Source organism: Nostoc sp. DedSLP03, from assembly GCF_034530815.1.
Classification (GTDB): Bacteria; Cyanobacteriota; Cyanobacteriia; order Cyanobacteriales; family Nostocaceae; genus Nostoc.
In genome coordinates this window covers 23,820-41,637 of sequence record NZ_JAVRCK010000006.1, presented here as the reverse complement: position 1 = coordinate 41,637, position 17,818 = coordinate 23,820, and the positions used below count along the sequence as shown (strand labels likewise).

15 protein-coding genes are annotated in these 17,818 nt (G+C 40.4%); 6 read left to right on the top strand and 9 right to left on the bottom strand.

The window, feature by feature from the left end; genetic code table 11:
• Positions 1–328: 328 nt before the first annotated feature.
• The 3 genes from RM368_RS04440 to mnmG form a co-directional block, all read right to left on the bottom strand.
• Entirely contained in the window at positions 329–1,678 is a 1,350-nt protein-coding gene (locus RM368_RS04440; protein ID WP_322692928.1) for a hypothetical protein, read from the bottom strand.
• 123 nt (positions 1,679–1,801) lie between these two features.
• A complete protein-coding gene (locus tag RM368_RS04435; protein ID WP_322692927.1) occupies positions 1,802–2,089 on the bottom strand; it encodes a hypothetical protein in 288 nt (95 codons plus the stop codon).
• Positions 2,090–2,136: 47 nt separating this feature from the next.
• A complete protein-coding gene (mnmG, locus tag RM368_RS04430) occupies positions 2,137–4,059 on the bottom strand; it encodes a tRNA uridine-5-carboxymethylaminomethyl(34) synthesis enzyme MnmG (RefSeq protein ID WP_322693027.1) in 1,923 nt (640 codons plus the stop codon).
• Positions 4,060–4,442: 383 nt separating this feature from the next.
• Here mnmG and RM368_RS04425 point away from each other — a divergent pair, with 383 nt between their 5' ends.
• Complete coding sequence (locus RM368_RS04425; protein ID WP_322692926.1) at positions 4,443–5,315, top strand: D-alanyl-D-alanine carboxypeptidase family protein; 873 nt, start codon at positions 4,443–4,445, stop codon at positions 5,313–5,315.
• Positions 5,316–5,378: 63 nt separating this feature from the next.
• On the top strand, positions 5,379–6,899 hold the full coding sequence (locus tag RM368_RS04420; protein ID WP_322692925.1) for an NYN domain-containing protein: 1,521 nt from the start codon (positions 5,379–5,381) through the stop codon (positions 6,897–6,899).
• Between the two features lie 96 nt (positions 6,900–6,995).
• Here RM368_RS04420 and RM368_RS04415 read toward each other — a convergent pair whose 3' ends face one another.
• Positions 6,996–7,985, bottom strand: a complete 990-nt coding sequence (locus RM368_RS04415; RefSeq protein ID WP_322692924.1) for a water stress protein WSP1 — start codon at positions 7,983–7,985, stop codon at positions 6,996–6,998.
• A 970-nt stretch (positions 7,986–8,955) separates the two neighbouring features.
• Positions 8,956–9,318 (bottom strand): hypothetical protein, encoded by a 363-nt coding sequence (locus RM368_RS04410; protein WP_322692923.1) that lies wholly within the window; start codon positions 9,316–9,318, stop codon positions 8,956–8,958.
• Positions 9,319–9,574: 256 nt separating this feature from the next.
• Between RM368_RS04410 and RM368_RS04405 the strand changes: the two genes are divergently transcribed.
• Both RM368_RS04405 and RM368_RS04400 read left to right on the top strand, forming a co-directional pair.
• Entirely contained in the window at positions 9,575–10,621 is a 1,047-nt protein-coding gene (locus RM368_RS04405; RefSeq protein ID WP_322692922.1) for a DMT family transporter, read from the top strand.
• 286 nt (positions 10,622–10,907) lie between these two features.
• A complete protein-coding gene (locus RM368_RS04400) occupies positions 10,908–11,600 on the top strand; it encodes a DUF2996 domain-containing protein (protein WP_322692921.1) in 693 nt (230 codons plus the stop codon).
• A gap of 115 nt (positions 11,601–11,715) precedes the next feature.
• Here the strand turns inward: RM368_RS04400 and RM368_RS04395 are convergent, their stop codons facing one another.
• Complete coding sequence (locus RM368_RS04395) at positions 11,716–12,213, bottom strand: TM2 domain-containing protein (RefSeq protein WP_322692920.1); 498 nt, start codon at positions 12,211–12,213, stop codon at positions 11,716–11,718.
• Between the two features lie 695 nt (positions 12,214–12,908).
• Between RM368_RS04395 and acsF the strand changes: the two genes are divergently transcribed.
• The gene (gene acsF, locus RM368_RS04390; RefSeq protein ID WP_322692919.1) at positions 12,909–13,985 is read left to right on the top strand and encodes a magnesium-protoporphyrin IX monomethyl ester (oxidative) cyclase; all 1,077 of its coding nucleotides are present in this window, start codon (positions 12,909–12,911) and stop codon (positions 13,983–13,985) included.
• Positions 13,986–14,148: 163 nt separating this feature from the next.
• Here acsF and RM368_RS04385 read toward each other — a convergent pair whose 3' ends face one another.
• Positions 14,149–15,363, bottom strand: a complete 1,215-nt coding sequence (locus tag RM368_RS04385) for a type I restriction endonuclease (RefSeq protein ID WP_322692918.1) — start codon at positions 15,361–15,363, stop codon at positions 14,149–14,151.
• A gap of 771 nt (positions 15,364–16,134) precedes the next feature.
• On the opposite strand from RM368_RS04385, the gene RM368_RS04380 reads away from it, so the two are divergent.
• Positions 16,135–16,647 (top strand): hypothetical protein, encoded by a 513-nt coding sequence (locus tag RM368_RS04380; RefSeq protein ID WP_322692917.1) that lies wholly within the window; start codon positions 16,135–16,137, stop codon positions 16,645–16,647.
• Between the two features lie 87 nt (positions 16,648–16,734).
• Here the strand turns inward: RM368_RS04380 and RM368_RS04375 are convergent, their stop codons facing one another.
• Positions 16,735–17,316 (bottom strand): thioredoxin family protein, encoded by a 582-nt coding sequence (locus RM368_RS04375; RefSeq protein ID WP_322692916.1) that lies wholly within the window; start codon positions 17,314–17,316, stop codon positions 16,735–16,737.
• Positions 17,317–17,460: 144 nt separating this feature from the next.
• Positions 17,461–17,676, bottom strand: coding sequence for a chlorophyll a/b-binding protein (locus RM368_RS04370; RefSeq protein ID WP_322692915.1), 216 nt, complete (start codon positions 17,674–17,676; stop codon positions 17,461–17,463).
• Between the last annotated feature and the right edge of the window lie 142 nt (positions 17,677–17,818).

The window sequence follows — 17,818 nt, the reverse complement described above, 5'->3', positions numbered from 1 at the left end:
GCAACAGTATTTACACAAGTTGGCATTTAAAGTATCAAAGTTATCGAAATCAATAGGCAAATTCTCAAAAAAGTATCCTTGCTCAATAGTTACTAGAGTCTGCTGGAGGTAAAAGCGATCTTGCTATCAATAAAGCTGATAATATTAAAACTATTAAGGCGCGATCGCATTAGCTAGGCTAGGCAATCTTAACAGTGCTGACAGAAATAGAGGACTATTTGACGCGATCAAATTATTTCAATCAATTATTACTGGTTGCAGTACTGTTAATGGTGATAGATGAGTTTAATCTTTAAACTCCCCTCAATCAGATAGTGAGTTAAAAAATTTATAGTTTCTGTCCTGCATAAATCGATCGCACTTCGCCGTTACGTCGGACAACTGCTTCGCCATTACTGACATCTACTAGTGTCCAACCGCTTGAGCCGATACTTTCACCCATATTGATGCGGCGAGTCACACCATCAATTTTAAACAAAGCGGCAGATTTGTTGCCCAACTCCAGCAATCCCTCTAAGGTATTACTCGGAGCAACTGCGATCGCAGTTGCCGGATATACTTGTTCTTGGGTAATAGTTGGTTCTGACTCTGGTGCGAGTGCAGCACGCAATGGAACTACTGGTAATGCAGGCAGAGGTTTGGGTGTTTGGCGCACGGTAATGGGTGCAGTTTTGGCTGCCACCGGTTTGAGTTCGGCTCGTACAGCCGCAGCCATCATATTTACAGTTACAGGCTTGGCAGCTTGTCGCACTGTATTCAGGGCAGTTTTCACAACATTAGGTTGAGATACCCGTAACGCACTGGCAACTTGTGGTAAAAGTGTGGGAGTCCCCGGAATGGCTGGAAGGGCGTAGCGCATTGGTGACGGCGCTTGATAAACGGGGACATAGATGCGCTCAACAACGCTTCCAGAACGATTAGGGGCTGGTGGTGTATTATTAGCTAGAAGTGGAAGTGCTGGTAGATTACCAGTTGCTTGCTGGCGACCAAAGGCTATTTGGTTAGTATTTGCCTGACTGGAGAATCCTGGATTGAAAGATTTTTGATTGCTTTTTGCTCCTTGCTTGTCTATAACAGCCAGCGCTTGGAGCATATAGTCAACTAACTCTGCCTCAATTTCTGTTTTTACGGGCAACCGTGACTGCGATTGCGGCAATAGAAGCGCTGACTCAGGCAATTTGTTATTTAAAAGATATACGACTCCAGACTGCACCAAGTAGATCGTACTAGCGATCGCCACGCCTAAAGTTGTTCCGACAATCAGCAGTTTGCCCAAAACCGAACTAGTTTTTTGACGCTTTCTACTAACTGGTTTAACAGTAGAGGTGCCAAATACAACGGTACTCAATTGCTTGTGCCGATCTTGAGCAACTGACTGTACTCCTTGGTTTAAAGTAATCTGTGGGATCGTAACTGTTTGCAGAGGCACGTATTCTGGAGGCGATTGGCGTTGAGCTTGGGCGGAAACTCCAGCAACAGAGTGGCTCCATCTGTTCTGACTACTGTGCCTAACAGTTTGAGAAGGCAGATTACCACTAGCATCCAGAATGTAGTCGATATCGGCAAAGAGTTCATCCATTAAGCCATCAGCATAGTTTTCTATCGACCAAGGCTCGTTGGTGATTAAGTCTTCTGATGGTTCTGGTACTATGAGACGGGTGCTGGCTTCTTGTAACATAGACGTTCTGGGTTGTTGCTTGGACGAGGAAACGCCACCCCTACGCCTGAAAATTAGGATTATCAGAGGAGGCAGTAGGTCGAGGGCAGTTCTTACTGAAGGAAATAAGTATGAATAAAAACTTTATTCCTGGGTGATTACCCTGTTTAAAAAGAAGAATTGTATTGAGATGTATCGGGCAAGATACAAACAGAGGAGCCGCTTTGCCTCCGGTCTTGCGCCAATCCTATGCAGTTGTGCGTGGGTTACTCCTGCGTGGTTGTTGAGCGTAGTCGAAACACTGCCTCCTGAATAATGAAACATCCAATCCCCCATCTGATTGAGATAAGTTGATTGAGTGTTGGTATTAAACTCAACTTGCATCTGGGGATTGTTGATGATGCCACTATTAATCTTTATGTCATCTATCATACCAATCTCTCTCCCTACTACTATACTCAGTCTTTATCAAGCTTGTATTAAGCTAACGCTGGAAACTCAGACTGGCTCTTGGTTCTACGCAATTCTAGATATAATAATAAGGCGTTAATATCCGCTGGGTTTACACCACCTATACGTGCAGCTTGACCAAGGGTGAGTGGTTTTATGTGAGTCAGCTTTTCCCGTGCCTCTTTAGAAAGAGTATCAATTGTTGTGTAGTCTAAATCCCCAGGTAACTGGCGGTGCGCTTGGCGGGCAATTTGGTCAATTTGATTTTGTTGCCTTGCGAGATAGCCAGAATACTTGATGTCAATTTCTGCGCCTTCTTTCTCGACCCGGTTGAGGTTGGGGTTTCCTAGTCCGAACCTGTCGAGGTCAACGTAATGTAATCCTGGACGCCGCAACAAGTCGTTGAGGGTAATCGAACCTTTAATTGCTTGTTGGGTATCAGATGCGATCGCTATTCCAATTTCATCATGTTCTTTAACTCGTGTGGCTTGCAATCTTTGTTTTTCTGTGGTGATATTACCCTGTTTTTGAGTAAATATATCCCAGCGGCGATCGTCAATTAAACCAATCTCCCTTCCCAAGGGTGTCAGACGTTGGTCGGCATTGTCAGAACGCAATAGCAATCGGTACTCTGACCTACTGGTGAGCATCCGGTAAGGTTCTCGCAGGTCTTTTGTACACAGGTCATCAACTAGCGTCCCAATGTAACTTTGCTCGCGGGCAAAGACAATCATTTCTTGAGAGCAAACAAATCGAGCGGCATTAATTCCCGCCACCAGCCCTTGAGCAGCAGCTTCTTCGTAACCTGTGGTGCCGTTAATCTGCCCAGCACAAAACAGCCCCGCAATCTTTTTAGTCATTAGTGTGGGGTAACACTGAGTTGCTGGTAAATAGTCATATTCCACTGCATAAGCGGGACGCAGCATCACACATTTTTCCAAACCAGGGAGAGTCCGCAACATTTGCAGTTGCAAATTTTCTGGCAACCCTGTAGAAAACCCTTGGATATACAGTTCGGGTATATCCCTTCCTTCTGGTTCAATAAAGATTTGGTGGCTTTCCTTGTCGGCAAACCGGACAATCTTATCTTCGATACTGGGACAATAGCGCGGCCCTTTGGCTTCCACCCAACCACCATAAACTGGCGACAGGTGCAAATTTTCTTGAATCAGGCGATGGGTTTCGGGGGTTGTGCGGGTGATGTAGCAAGGCATCTGTTCCCGTTCTATCCACACATCTGGGTCAAAGCTAAACCAGCGCACATCTTCATCTCCTGGCTGGATGAGCATTTTACTATAATCTACCGATCGCTTATCTACTCGCGCTGGAGTTCCAGTTTTAAGTCTGCCGGTTTCAAATCCCAGGCGATTTAGGGTTTGTGTCAATCCTTCAGCCGCAAATTCCCCAGCACGTCCGGCTGGCATTGATTTGTTACCAACCCAAATTTTGCCTCCCAGGAAGGTGCCGGTTGTCAAGATGACTGCTTTACATTGGAATCCTACACCAAAATATGTTTCAACGCCGATGACTTCATCATTAGCGCCCAGCACCAAATCTGTTGCCATACTTTCGCGGATTGTCAAGTTTTCTTGATTCTCAACAACATTTTTCATCACCGCTGCATATTCGCGCTTGTCCGTCTGGGCGCGTAATGCCCAAACAGCAGGTCCCCGTGAAGAGTTGAGGATACGTTTTTGCAAGTAGGTGCGATCTGCTACTTTACCAATTTCGCCGCCGAGTGCATCTACCTCATGAGTCAACTGAGATTTAGCTGGGCCACCTACTGCTGGGTTACAAGGTTGCCAAGCGATTTTATCCAAGTTGAGCGTCAATAGCAGGGTACGACAACCGAGGCGTGCAGAGGCAAGAGCTGCTTCGCAACCGGAGTGACCTGCACCGACGACTATGACATCAAAAGCGTCTTGGAATTCAACGGAATTGTGCATGGTCATACTTACAGGATCGGCAAGCTTAGAGTTCTTTTCAATTTTAACTGTTCCAGTGGTTTCATGGATGTAACTTTCTGATAAAAAAGTTATCAAACTTACTAGTACTCAATTAAAAACAAGGTTCCATTTTTTAAGTTTAGTAATAAGTGAAAATTCTCATCTTTTTAAAATTTGTGACAACATTCCGGTTTTTCGCTCGCAGTTGTTGTTCAGAGCGTTAACCCAGCACAAATTAATTGACAGCTGGTATATATTAGATGTTTTATCGAATTTGAATTTAACGATAATTCAGTGTCGATAAACTATCTGCGACTTTAATTCATCAATAATCAATATTCCCAAAAAAAGTATTAACTTTATTCTCGATCGCTAATTAATTATTTAGAATGAAACTTACCCTCAAAAATCAAAGAAATCTTACTAGGTTTATTAGAAAGACAAGTTTCATCAGTATCGTTATATTGATGATTTTTGTATTAGTAGCTAGCAATGAGATTAGCCACCACAAAGTTGCTATAACTGCTCAACCATTACAAGAATGCTTGATTAATAATTCATTACCTTGTATAGATACCTCTAAAAATCCAAGCTCGGAACCATTTATTCCCGATCCCAAATTAGATGCTAAACAGCGTTTTTTATCTGCGATCGCTAGAAAATTACCTACAATTCCCCAGCTTGGTACTTATGAATATACTTTGCTACGAAGCTATGGTGCAGTATTCGTAAATCCCGATATTGGAATTAAACTACCACCAAAAAATATTTTTGTTAATGAACAAGAAACCCAAGAGTTTCAAGCTAGTTTAACAATGGGTCATGTTGATGGCACTAACGATTGTTATTTACAAAAATCGGCGGCTGATGCTTTAAATAAAGCGCGAGTCCAACAACAAATTCCGCTAAAATCTGGTTATGGCTCTGGTGATTGCACTCGCACTTTCAACACGAATTTAAGATTTTGGCACAAGTATGCTGACGATCGAGTTTTAGCAAAAGTTCAACAAGGTAAAGAAACAAAAATTCTCGGTTTAGTTGCCCCTCCCGGAACTTCACAACATCTCTGGGGATTAGCCATTGATTTACGCGTAGGTAGTAAAGAGCAAAGAAAAGCTCTTAATCAAAATGGTTGGTTTCAAACTGTAGAAAACGATGTTCCACATTGGACTTATGTGGGTTTATCTGAAGATAATTTATCTTTGTATGGTTTTAAAAAACAAGCTATTAGAGGCATTACTTATTGGATTACACCGCTTTAATTGTTCAATAGCATGAAAACTTGGGAATACTAAATTTAAATGTGTATTGTCAGGGATTTAGCTATGCCAAATGAAGCTGCTAACCAGGAGCAAGACTTTCTAATTGATTTATTGAGAGCAACTTATCAAAATCAGGAAGTATATCCAATTCTGCAACATAACCTAAGTAAACTCAACGATGATTTAGCTTTAAAGTTGCGAAAATGGGTAAGCGATCGCTTTGCTAAAGAACCTGCCATTGCTATTAATTTAGCTAGAGTTATTGTCAAACTAAGTACAATTATTCAAGAGTTTGAACAAGGGAATATTGCTAGTAATTTAGAAATTGCGATTGCAGGTTATGAAACAGTTTTACAAGTGTGTACCCGTGAAGCTTTTCCCAAAGAATGTGATATCGTTCAACAAGCTTTAGTAACAGCTTATCAGCAACGCCAGTATATTCTCTCCAGAACCATTGGGGAACTTCGGGAGCAGACTGTCCAAACCCAGAGTCAGATTAATACATTAACTGAGCAGTTACAAGAAGAATTACAACAAGCAAAATTACAAGTTAATGACTTAACAACAACAATTACGGAGTTAAAACAGGAAACGAGTAGTTCAGAGTCAGCGCCAGAAATAACGTCTTTAATTGCTGAGTTAAAAGAGTTAAAGCAGCGTCAGATTCGTGTAGAGCAGTTTACTTCCATGGCTCATACTTCACCTAATATTGGGCAGTTCAATACAGCTATTTTTTATGATATTGAAAATTTAACAATGGGTAGAAGCAACCCTAATCTAAATTTTTCTCTGAAACAAATTCAAACAAATCTAGAAAATACTAACTTAGTTAATAAAATTGCTATCCAATGTGCTTATGCCGACTGGAGTGATTCTCGATTAAGGCTACTCAAGAATGAAATTCAAGAACTTGGCATCGAAGCAATTCAAATTTTTGATTACAGCCATAAACGGAATGCAGCAGATATGCAACTAGCCATTGATGTTATGGAATTAGCCCAGAGTCGTCCTACGTTGCAAGTTTTCGTTATTGTATCAGGCGATGGTGCATTTGCCGCTTTAGCTAAAAAGCTCCATGAGTATGGAAAAACTGTAATTGGATGTGCTTACGAAGGACAAATTAATCGTATTCTCAAGTCTGTTTGCGATCGCTTTATACCTATACCTGCTCCCCAGGTAAAAATAGAGAATATTCCAACTAATGAAGTAATTAGCGAGAGTTCATTAAATGATGATGATATTTTAGTAGTAACGAAGAAAGCTTTAGAAGAATTGAAGCAGAATATTGAGCAATTAAGTCAGTTGAAACAAGGTGGTATTCCTATATCTCAAATTCACAAAATATTGAGAGAGAAAATTCCAGCCTTTGACCAAAAAAGAGAAAAGCATGTTGAAAAACTGACAATTTTTTTGAAAAAAATTATTGAAGAAACAAATATTTGTTTATCGATTGAGAACAATAAATTAATTTTGAGAGAAACGTTAACTATAGGCTCTAATGGCTCATCAAATAAAACTTTGAATAGTGATAGCTCTTATTTAATGACTAAAGTGCTTACTACAAACTCAGTTAATCGGTCATAATCCCGCTTGGCACTTTTTTATCCTTAGCTCCGTTCTTCAACTCTTGCAAAAGTACTTTTTACAAGAGTTGAAGAAAGAGTATGCTATTGACGACTGTTATTCATTAACAATCGTAAAGCCTTCATAATCAACGACTCCACTCACAGCATTTGGTAAATTAACGTTACCAAGTAAGGTGGCGGTTGCAAAGCCAGCGCCATTAGTACCTGTGGCACTACCTAAACCTAGACCTGATGCAGCAAGTTCATCTTGGTAGCCTGTGATCTCATAGACAGCGCCAGTTTCCAGCCAACCCAGCAATCTTTGAGAACCGAAGTTAGTAAATGACAACCCAGAATCTGCGTTGACATTCAGAGCTTGTCCTGAAGGAGTTCTTAGAGTAATCGGTGCAGATAGTTCACCAGTAAGCAAATCGACTTTGTAAAGCTGGTTTCCATCTCCATCATTAGTCCTGAAATCGCTAGCAAGAGCGCGAGTTCTACCAGGATTGAGATTGTCGATAGCTAATCCATCGGCAAATTTTCCAGGATTGGTAGGTTGAGTTCCTTGTCTTTGTGCAGTAGTAGTAGGTGCGCCAAAGCCGTCTACAAGGCTAACAGTTCCAGGGGTAGCTGTAGTAATTTTATAAAGAGAGCTTCCTACTGGCCCATTTGCGGGATTCGGATTCCCTGAAATGTTGTATAGAACAATTGGTTGAGCAGCTACTGAATAGTCACGTCCAAAGTCAGCACCTGACTCAAATCCAAAACGACGTAGGTCAGATGATGTACGGGTTGGTGAGGTCGTGGCTGGAGCAAAAGGCTGATCTACATTATTAACGACAGTAACAGTTGGATCGATTGGTGTTGTAGCACCAGTAACGCGTGCTTCGTTAACCGCACCTACCCTTCCGGTACGAGGGTTAGTTCCCAAACCTTCTAGATCGGCGGTAGTAGCAGTAGCTGGAAGATTGACTGTACCTACTCTTGTAGGAGTAATAGAACCTCCAGGTCCAGAAGGGATCAAAAAGCGGTAAACGTCAAGTTGCTTGCCATTACTAGCGTTTGAGTCGCGATCTTCTCCAATGGTATAGCCATAGAGAGCCATAAGAATTTTCCTTTTATTCAAGCTGTAAAACGTTTGGGAACACTCCAAATATGCAAACTGCTACCTGACTAAAAGCCAGTACGATACAAACAAAGCTAATTTTGCTAGGTTGAGATTTAAGATTAGTTTGCGTTATCTTACTTTGCTTATATAGCCGAGAAGTTTGCAAAACTGAAATACTAATTACTAAACTTTTGACTGTAAATAGGCTAAAAAAACTTAACTCAAGATTGTTGTAATTACTATTTGCTCAAGTTTTGAAATTAGGATATGTGAGAACTTGATGTCAGATGTAGAAATCTCAAAACTACATCTAGCTACACTTCCACACATTTTTTTGGAACCCATTATTTCCAATTTTGATTACAATGAACCGAGAATTAAGCATCTTTTATTCGCCCATTAAAAGTCAAAACCTAAGATTGTAATCTGTATTTGGAGTTATCTTAGCAAGAGTGTATTTGAATAATGTTAAGAATATTTTTCCTAATCATTAAGATTGAATAGCATCTTGGTTAAGGTTTAGTTTTTGCTGATTTTTTTGACTGGATTATATAATTTTTATATTTTTTCAAAAAAGGAAAATCATTGACTACATTAATCTGGAACTGCTACCGATTATCTATGTGAGGTAGCATAGAATAATTGCTTTAATAGCTATTAAACAATTTTTGTTCGCAAGCGATCACTTTTAAAAACCTCATTGTAAAATACCTAGAACGAAAATAATTAAATAAGAGTTTAAGGGCAAAAAGTATCATATTTTAACTTTTATATTTGACCCGATATTTCAGAAACTTAATAATTTTTGGAGAAGGACTAAATCAGACTTTTGTTCAAGCATAAATGCACAGCATAAAGCCGGAGACGTTTTTGTGACTCCGGGCTTTTCTTCATATATTGCAACCTAGATGCAATCAAATCGCTCCTCTAGTGTCAGCAAAATATTAATTAGAAAGTGGATTTATGATTACTTGACTTCGTTGGGTTCAAATTTAGTTACCTTACCTTTCCTAATGGCAACAATCACATCATAATGCGAACAGTAAGCGAATGTGACATCATTAGCTTTGTTATAAAGGTTAACTACATGACCTGCACCACCTACCTGGATACCGATTGGTTCCAAGTCACCAAAAAAGAAACGACGTAGTTGATCGCCACTACCAACTTGACCCTTACTCTTAGTAAGCAAATCTAATTTTTGTGCTACAGACATTTCTTCGGCTGCTGATGCTTGCACTAATGACGGATTGATCGCCTTTAATGGTACGTCCCAAACTGTGAAAAAACCAACCAAGGCTACACTTGTAAGTAAGGGTGCGAGTTTCATTTGTTACTTCTCTTCTTTGTTTTATCCTGAACATCCCAAGCATCTCAGGTGGCAGTGAGAGCTTATTGAAACTAAGCCACTATTTTCATGAATTTATCCTTTGAGAAAATTTAGTGAATTCTCAGCATTTTCTCAGCTAATCATGGTTGCTCAAAGTCACAGGAGAATTTAAGTATCTTCTCAACAAAACCTCATTTTGAAGGCTCTGAGGATAACTTAATATGATGAGCAATGCTTTCATTGCAGTGATTTTATTGTGACTAGAGCCAAAAGACCACATCGCCAAATCCATAGAATTTCAGGACAAACATATCTCTGGCTAGCAATGCTAATTTTTGGAGCATCTAGCGCTGTTACTCGGAAACTAACAGAAATTGGCGCTCAACATTTGATCGGCAACCGCAATCCGATTTCTTTATGTAATGTTTTATTCGTGGGAAACCTTTGCGCTTTGATACTTCTGATCCTAATCTATGGACGACAGTGGAACAAAGCTAATTTGAAACAACTCTCAAGGAAAGATTGGGTCAGTCTAACAGCAGTAGCTATTTTATCAGGAGCGTTAGCCCCTGGCTTAATTTTCCAGGCGCTGGCACTCACAGGGGTGAACAATGTCATCTTAGTGGGACGTTTGGAACCGCCTCTAACTTTGGCTTTATCAGTTTGGTTATTGAAAGAACGGGTAAATATTTGGGAATTTATTGGTGCGATCGCAGCTTTTGTTGGCGTTATCCTAACTATTATCCTTCAACCTCCAACAGAAACCATGATGAACATGGGAGGTTTCGGTTTAGGCATAGGGGAACTTTTAGCCGCAGCTGCATCTATAGCCATAGCCGCTTCTACGATTATTAGCAAGAAACACCTTTCGCAGATTCCTTTGGGAATCTATAGCATCTTTCGGACTGCACTTGGAACTGTAATCTTTTTCTTTATTGCTTTAGTCCTCTATGGCAAGGATCATTTCGCTGATGTTCTCTCACCATTCTTGTGGCAATGGATGTTTCTTTATGGCGGGTTGATTGTGGTGGTAGGCCAGTCTTTTTGGATTAAAGGCTTGAAAACTTCTACTGCATCTATGGCTTCCTTAGTTAGCTCATTTGGCCCAATTGTGGGAATTATCGCAGCCTATTCAATTTTGGGTGAAGCCCCTACCCGACCTCAATATATTGGCGGTAGCTTGATTTTAGTAGGTATATTCTTGAGCCAAGTTGGCACTAGGCGTCAGACTTCTAGCAGCAAGGTAAATTCTACTCCGGCACAGCAACAGGTAGAAACTGGCATGGGATTCAAAGGAATTTGAAGGATGAAAATTCTAGATCGCTAAAGATGTGATTTATCGCCGTCAAGACAAAAGACTGAATATTGTAGAGACGGCGATTCATCGCGTCTCTTACCTTAACCAAACAGTATTGCAAGTAAACCACCCATCCCAAATAAATGAAACCCTTGCGGTATATAAAAAATTACGAATTACAAATACAAATTACGAATTCTGCACAGCGGTAGTAGTATGTCAAAATAAAAGTACCCGATACATCAAGGTGAGCGATCGCTCCCAAAGCTAGATTAAAGGATTGACCTGAGCAATGGCAGACCCAACCAATCACAATCAAGCGGGAGAAGTAGCTCCCAGCACTGTTGACAAGCAAGCTCCCAGTGTAGCTGAAGAACACGCTCCCAGTACAGACTCATCCGAAGCCACAGATATTCCTACTGCCAACGCGCCAGATCCTAAAGCCGCAAACCCCGAAGATAATCCCAATGCTGCCAAACCAGCTGCTGCATCACCCAAGCGAGAAAAACCCGCCGCCGCAGCTAAAGCCGCAAAAGCAGAAAAACCCGCCGACGACGATGCAACAGAAGAAAAACCCGCCGCTAAAGCCCCTAAAAAGGAAAAAGCCCCAGCTGTTGAAAATAAGCCATTTGTAGAGTTCATTGAGCAAGACTACTTACCAGCTTTACAAAAAGCGATCGCTCAAAAAGGTGTGAAAGATTTACAGGTGTCTTTTGCCAAGCAGAAGATGCCAATCACTGGCTTTGAATCCGCCGAAGAATGCTGGCAAATTATTGGCAGTTGGTCAGAAATCGGTAAGCGTCAGTTTAACCTGTACTTCCCCGATGAAGATATTCAAGGCAAAAAAGGATTTTCTTGTAATGAAGGCAAAAAACCTAGCACTCTTGAGTCATTCTTAATCGATGAGCGCAAAATTACCCTCGATTTGTTGGTATATGGCTTAGTTCAGCGCTTGGACGGTCAAAAGTGGTTAGGTAGAAATTAGTCATTGGTCATTGGTCATTGGTCATTGGTCATTGGTCATTGGTCATTGGTTTTTAACAAATGACAAATAACAAAGCACAAAGAACAAATGACAAAAGACAAATGACTAATAACAATTAAAGCTCGTGGAAATGGTAAGTAACGGCTCCAGTATTGGGGTCGTTATCAATTTTTACATAACCTGATTTGTACATCTCTTTGAGAGTAGCTTCCACTTCAGCAAAGCTGGCTCCTGTAAACTTTACGCCTTGAGTGACAGTTAAAATACCACCTTTGCTTTCCGCCGCTTCAATCAGTTTCACCATCAGTTGGTTGCCTGTTGGTTGGTGGACTTGAGAAGCAACTACTGCTTGATTCAACGGCACACCAAAGGGAGATACACCCGCTTTTAATCTCAAGTTATGTTCGTATTCGTCAACCATATTGGGGATAAAGAATAAATCCACAAACTGCCCTACACCAAATACACCACCAGTCAACAGCCATAACAAACCAGTTCCGATCTTGCCATTGTAGAAACGCTGCAATCCTCCTACCCCGATAAATCCGACTGCACATAAGATATAAGAGACAAGAAGTCGGTCTTTTTGCTGCTGATTGTTTTCAAGATTCATCTTGTTTTCAACCTTTTGGATTTACTCTTGTTGTTTAAAATGTTTTTGTGGGACTGTTTTTTATACTAAGTGCTAATAGCTAGACTTACATCTTGCACCATTTGCTTTCTAACAACTTTCGTAATAGACACTGCTGTTCTGATTTGAAGTTGTGGGCATTGTCTAATCTAGAATTATTGATAAAGGTGCAAAAAATAACTAAATTACTTAGATTTACCAGTAATTATGCTACTCATGGATTGTTAATTTTAAGCTGTCTAATGTATTAATAGAACCCCATAAATTTATTGTAGTAACAACCACAGAAAATTACTGAAATAGTAGTGCTTTGAAAATCAAGAGGTAAGTGCTACTCCACTTCAACGAGATAATGCTGCTTGCTGAACTATATTTATTTGACTACCAATCCGCGATTTTTGATTCCGCAAATACGGAATGATTGTTGCAACTCTTAATGTTTTGCTTAGAAATTTCTCACCCGCACCTTGGTAGACTGAACTTTATACAATTGGATTATTGTGGGCTGTTACGGTTTGCCAGAGGATTTCTGGTGAGGCAGTCCGGTCTTCTCCCAAAAGAGAGACTAGCGCCAACGGGTTTCCCATGAGGAACTGCCGTTACCGTGGCGGTAGAGACGTAGGAACGTCACCCGAAAGGTCTACTTAAGATAATAAAGACGAAAGAGAAATCAAGACATGGTAGATTCCCTCAAAAAACCAGGCTTTGAAGAAATCCGGCCAGGGATTAAAGTCCCGGCAAAAGAAACCCTGTTAACACCTCGGTTTTATACTACCGATTTTGATGAAATGGCCCGGATGGATATCTCCGTCAACGAAGACGAGTTACAAGCCATTCTCGAAGAGTTCCGCACTGATTACAACCGCCACCACTTTGTTCGGGATGCCGAATTTGAACAATCCTGGGATCATATTGACGGGGAAACTCGCAAGTTGTTCGTTGAATTTCTAGAACGTTCTTGTACGGCAGAGTTTTCCGGCTTTTTGCTGTATAAAGAACTTGGTCGTCGCTTAAAAGGAAAAAGCCCTGTTTTGGCAGAGTGTTTTAACCTGATGTCACGGGATGAAGCGCGTCACGCTGGCTTTTTGAACAAAGCTTTGTCGGACTTTAATCTGTCCCTAGATTTAGGGTTTTTGACTAAGAGCCGCAGTTATACCTTCTTTAAACCGAAATTCATCTTCTACGCTACTTATCTTTCTGAGAAAATCGGTTATTGGCGTTACATCACCATTTATCGCCATTTAGAAGCACATCCTGAAGATCGGGTTTATCCAATCTTCCGGTTCTTTGAAAACTGGTGTCAAGATGAAAACCGTCACGGTGATTTCTTTGATGCGGTGATGAAATCTCAGCCGCAAATGTTGAATGATTGGAAAGCACGGCTGTGGAGTCGGTTCTTCCTATTATCGGTATTTGCAACTATGTATCTCAATGACATCCAACGCAAGGACTTTTATGCCACCCTGGGATTGGATGCACGGGAATACGATATCCATGTAATTAAGAAGACCAACGAAAACGCAGGTCGGGTATTCCCACTGATGCTGGATGTAGAGAATCCAGAGTTTTACGATCGCTTGGATGTTTGTATAAGCAATAATGAGAAGTTGGGTGCGATCGCTAACTCCAACACTCCCAAATTCCTGCAATTGTTCCAAAAACTGCCACTTTACATCTCCAACGGCTGGCAGTTATTGCGACTGTACCTGATGAAACCCATTGATACTGTTTCTGCTCAAGGGGCAGTTCGTTAATTCATAACAAATTTGCGAAAGCTTTGGTGGTTCTGCTGATTGCAGAGCCACTTTTTTTGTCGTTGCTAGGATGTCAAGTAATTAGTACTGCGATCGCTAATTTGTTAACAGGCAAAAATTGCAGATAGTTGGTTAGCTATAGTTTGGTAGTAGATACCTTGAGTTAAGCTGATTTTTCCATTCTGATTACATCTGGAGTCAATGTTTGATGCTTTGCTGCTTCTGCCTCGTAACATCTGAGAATCAGTAATGTCAGCTTATCTAAATCGCTGACAGAGGAAATAATTACTTTTGATGCGACATCTCCCAGAGAAGCTGTTACTTCCTGCACTTCAAAGTTTGAAGCTAGCGACTTTACTTCATCTACACTTAATCGAGTAACAAAACTTTTTTTCTGCGAAGATAGATACAGCCGCAGAAACCACCAAGTACTTTTGCCAACAAGATTGATACCAAAGTATGAAACAGTATCTTTGTATTGGAGTTGATAATTGTAACTCGTTGAGGTTTGCGTGATTGCTTTAATTTTTTCAAAAGCTTCGATTTCTTCAGCAGTTGTTACTACTTTTGATTCTTGAGGATCTGGTTGTATATCCCCTACTTCAATATCTACGTCTATTGGAGGTTCAACAGGCTGATCTATTACTGGAGTAAGTGAGCGAGTCATTAACTCTACTAAACTTCCCTGAATCGACTTTTTAACAATTGGTTTGAATTTATCAATAATTTTACCAGTAATTCGACCTTTAATTTCATAACTAGGAGCAACTGTACCAAGTTCAGTCACTAAAAAGCGAATAAATTCTTCAGAAGGAGAACGTAAAAGGTTTCCTAGAAGTTGAGTCATGCCTTTTACATAAACCATTTCTTCAGCATGGTTGGTAATAGCTGTAACCTCAAAATTATCACGGTGAAAAAATTTGAGGTTGTCAATATCTTTGGTATCATATTCCAGGATATTAAAAGTAAAAAATGGCTCCTTGTCCATGACATTTTTATCACGCAAGTCTGTAAAGAAACGATACTCAACCCCATTAGTGACGATAGCTACTTTTGTTGTCAAAAGTCCATTAAAATAGCGACTCAGTTGCCCATCATGTGCTTCAGCTTTTTGACCACGGGCTTTTGCCTCTACAAGCATAACTATATTATTGTTAATAGCTAAAGCGTAATCAACTTTTTCAAACTGCCCTGCTTTTTTAATAGCAAAATCTGCCACGTATTCCGGCATTACTTCACTAGGATCATAGACATCGTAGCCAAGAACACTCAAAAAAGGAACAATCAGTGCCATCTTAGTAGATTCTTCACCAACAACTTGGTCAGCCCGCTTACGCACTTGTTCAGATAGCTTGGTAATATCTTCAGTGAATCCCATCTTGCTTGCTCCTGGTAGATTAGTGAGTATTGATAGGTATTTTTTGTAAAAGGAGAGTGATGGTGACGTAGTACATTTGAATTGAAAATGTTAGTGCGATGCCTTTCTTATCACTCCTATAAAAGTATTCCCAAATAAGTACCAGCCTGTAACACTCATGACTTGTTCACAGGTGTAATGGCATCGGTAATGAATAAATAAATCAGAATAATTTTTTATGGAGCTTCAGCCTCTGCGAGATGCGCAATGGGCAGACCAAAATATTCCTGAGTCAATGAATTGTACTTTTTACTCAGCAATATTTTGGTGAGAAAGGTTTTCGTGAGTTTCTACGGATATAACAGAAGCCGACATTAGGATACACTGGCTTTTGAATACACCGGAAGTTCATCAGCGACTTAGTTTGTCGCTTCTGGTGACTTCCTTCCTAGTATCCTATTGCTTTTGGCTTTATGAAACTTACTCCAATCTACGGTAAGTCTCCCTGAAAAAGGTTTTTAGCATCTAAAACGACTGCCACTGTTTTGAGGCTATAGTCTTAGAATATTTACAAGCTTTACTTACGAATTAGCTCTCTCTAGATAAAAGTACCATTTATACTGTGTAAGCTGACATTTTACCTGTTTCATCCAGATTTGTGTAGCTTATTAACAAATCAACGGATTCATTAATATTAAGCCTGTTTTACTATTTAGTTTCTTAGCCCGACCTATTAGACAGCTAGAGTGTTCATTTCACTTTGTTCAATAGCTTTTAGCCCTTATCGCTCCCATGCTGACCCATCACCGCAAGCCCGTGTGCTTATCACTTATTTCCACTGACCTGCCGATCTGGTCTGTTGTCGAAACTGCCGCGACATTGTATCAAAAGGATACCGATCGGTTTCATTTACTGATGACCGCACCGCCTTTAATTAGCTGCCAAGTAGAGAGTGTCATAAGTCCAGAAGACACACTTCCTCAAAGCAAGAGCAAAGCTTACGCCCCTAATAGTCCCAGAATTTTGTGGCTGGAGATTTCCCCTTACCGAGTCATCATGACTATGCAAGGTAACGCTCAAGTGAGTTATCGTCACTTTTGGGAACAGGGTGTTTATGGCATTAGTCGCTATTGGTTGCCAACTGAGTCATTGCAACCTAACGATCCGATTCGTTTACGAAATTTTACTCGTAGCCTAACTCTCAACGGACATCCCTTGCCAGAGAATTTGCGGCTGGAATATGAATTGTGGGCAGAAAAAGTCCAATTAGGATGCTACATACTGAATTTGGAAATTAAACATTAATAGATGTGGGCACTAGGGAGTAGGGAGTAGGGAAAAGTTTTTATAATGCCCAATGCCCCATGCCCAATGCCCAATGCCCAATCCCTCTTAACCAAAATAACTGGGTTGGTTTCCTGGTTTCCATTTAATATTGCAACCAACACTCGGCTTTTGCTCACTTGTAACAGGTTTACCCGCTAGCACTGCTTCAATGGCTGCGCGTAAATCTGCACCTGTTACGGGTTTACCGTTACTGGGGCGGCTATCATCTAATTGTCCCCGATAAACAAGTTGGCGATCGCCATCAAATACAAAAAAATCTGGTGTACAAGCTGCTGTATAAGCCTTCGCTGTTTCCTGGCTTTCGTCGTAACATAAGGTAAAATTAAACCCTTGTTCTGTTGCAAATGCTTGTAACGACTCTGGCGCATCATCTGGGTAATTTTTTGCATCGTTAGCACTAATAGCAACGATCGCTAAATCACTTGTAAAATAATCTCTTCCTAACTGCACTAATTCGTTTTGGACGTGTTTTACAAACGGGCAATGCCGACAAATAAACATTACCAACAATGCTTTTTTATCTGCAAAGGTAGAAAGTGAAGTTGCTTTTCCAGATACTACTTCCGGTAGATTAAAATCTGGTGCTTTAGTGCCTAGAGGCAACATAGTTGAAGCAGTTAAAGCCATAGTTTACCCAATATTTTTACGCTGATAATTAACGGTTTTTGTTATCAGTATATTTTCACTCTAGCACTAAGTTTTCCATAAAATAAGAGACGGTAAATTTACCGTCTCTTATCATTTTTTGAGAGTTATTAAACAAATTAGTTTTTACAGATTTGCCAAAACGCCAACAATACCGTGTCCTGTGAATACTTCTAATGCTATCAGAGAGACAAAACCAATCATTGCTAAACGACCGTTGAGCATTTCTGCATAAGGAGTGAAACCAGTGCGATCGCCTTGTTCATCTACATATACTTTTGGCTCGATCGCAAAGTTGTTCAGTTTGCCTTGGTCGTCAATTATAGCAGTGCTTGTACGCATGAGTTTTTACCTGTCTTCTGTTTATGTAAATAACTGTAACAAAGTTATTAACATTTGTAAAGTATCTTCATCTAATCGAGTAGAAGTCCAAGCCAGAGAAGAGATATGATGATGAATCGAGTTCAAAGCCATGTCTAAGTAC

Coding starts and splice junctions, on each gene's coding strand:
- RM368_RS04440 (WP_322692928.1), bottom strand. CDS start 1,678: ATGTTACAAGAAGCCAGCACCCGTCTCATAGTACCAGAACCATCAGAA.
- RM368_RS04435 (WP_322692927.1), bottom strand. CDS start 2,089: ATGATAGATGACATAAAGATTAATAGTGGCATCATCAACAATCCCCAG.
- mnmG (WP_322693027.1), bottom strand. CDS start 4,059: ATGACCATGCACAATTCCGTTGAATTCCAAGACGCTTTTGATGTCATA.
- RM368_RS04425 (WP_322692926.1), top strand. CDS start 4,443: ATGAAACTTACCCTCAAAAATCAAAGAAATCTTACTAGGTTTATTAGA.
- RM368_RS04420 (WP_322692925.1), top strand. CDS start 5,379: ATGCCAAATGAAGCTGCTAACCAGGAGCAAGACTTTCTAATTGATTTA.
- RM368_RS04415 (WP_322692924.1), bottom strand. CDS start 7,985: ATGGCTCTCTATGGCTATACCATTGGAGAAGATCGCGACTCAAACGCT.
- RM368_RS04410 (WP_322692923.1), bottom strand. CDS start 9,318: ATGAAACTCGCACCCTTACTTACAAGTGTAGCCTTGGTTGGTTTTTTC.
- RM368_RS04400 (WP_322692921.1), top strand. CDS start 10,908: ATGGCAGACCCAACCAATCACAATCAAGCGGGAGAAGTAGCTCCCAGC.
- RM368_RS04395 (WP_322692920.1), bottom strand. CDS start 12,213: ATGAATCTTGAAAACAATCAGCAGCAAAAAGACCGACTTCTTGTCTCT.
- acsF (WP_322692919.1), top strand. CDS start 12,909: ATGGTAGATTCCCTCAAAAAACCAGGCTTTGAAGAAATCCGGCCAGGG.
- RM368_RS04385 (WP_322692918.1), bottom strand. CDS start 15,363: ATGGGATTCACTGAAGATATTACCAAGCTATCTGAACAAGTGCGTAAG.
- RM368_RS04380 (WP_322692917.1), top strand. CDS start 16,135: ATGCTGACCCATCACCGCAAGCCCGTGTGCTTATCACTTATTTCCACT.
- RM368_RS04375 (WP_322692916.1), bottom strand. CDS start 17,316: ATGGCTTTAACTGCTTCAACTATGTTGCCTCTAGGCACTAAAGCACCA.
- RM368_RS04370 (WP_322692915.1), bottom strand. CDS start 17,676: ATGCGTACAAGCACTGCTATAATTGACGACCAAGGCAAACTGAACAAC.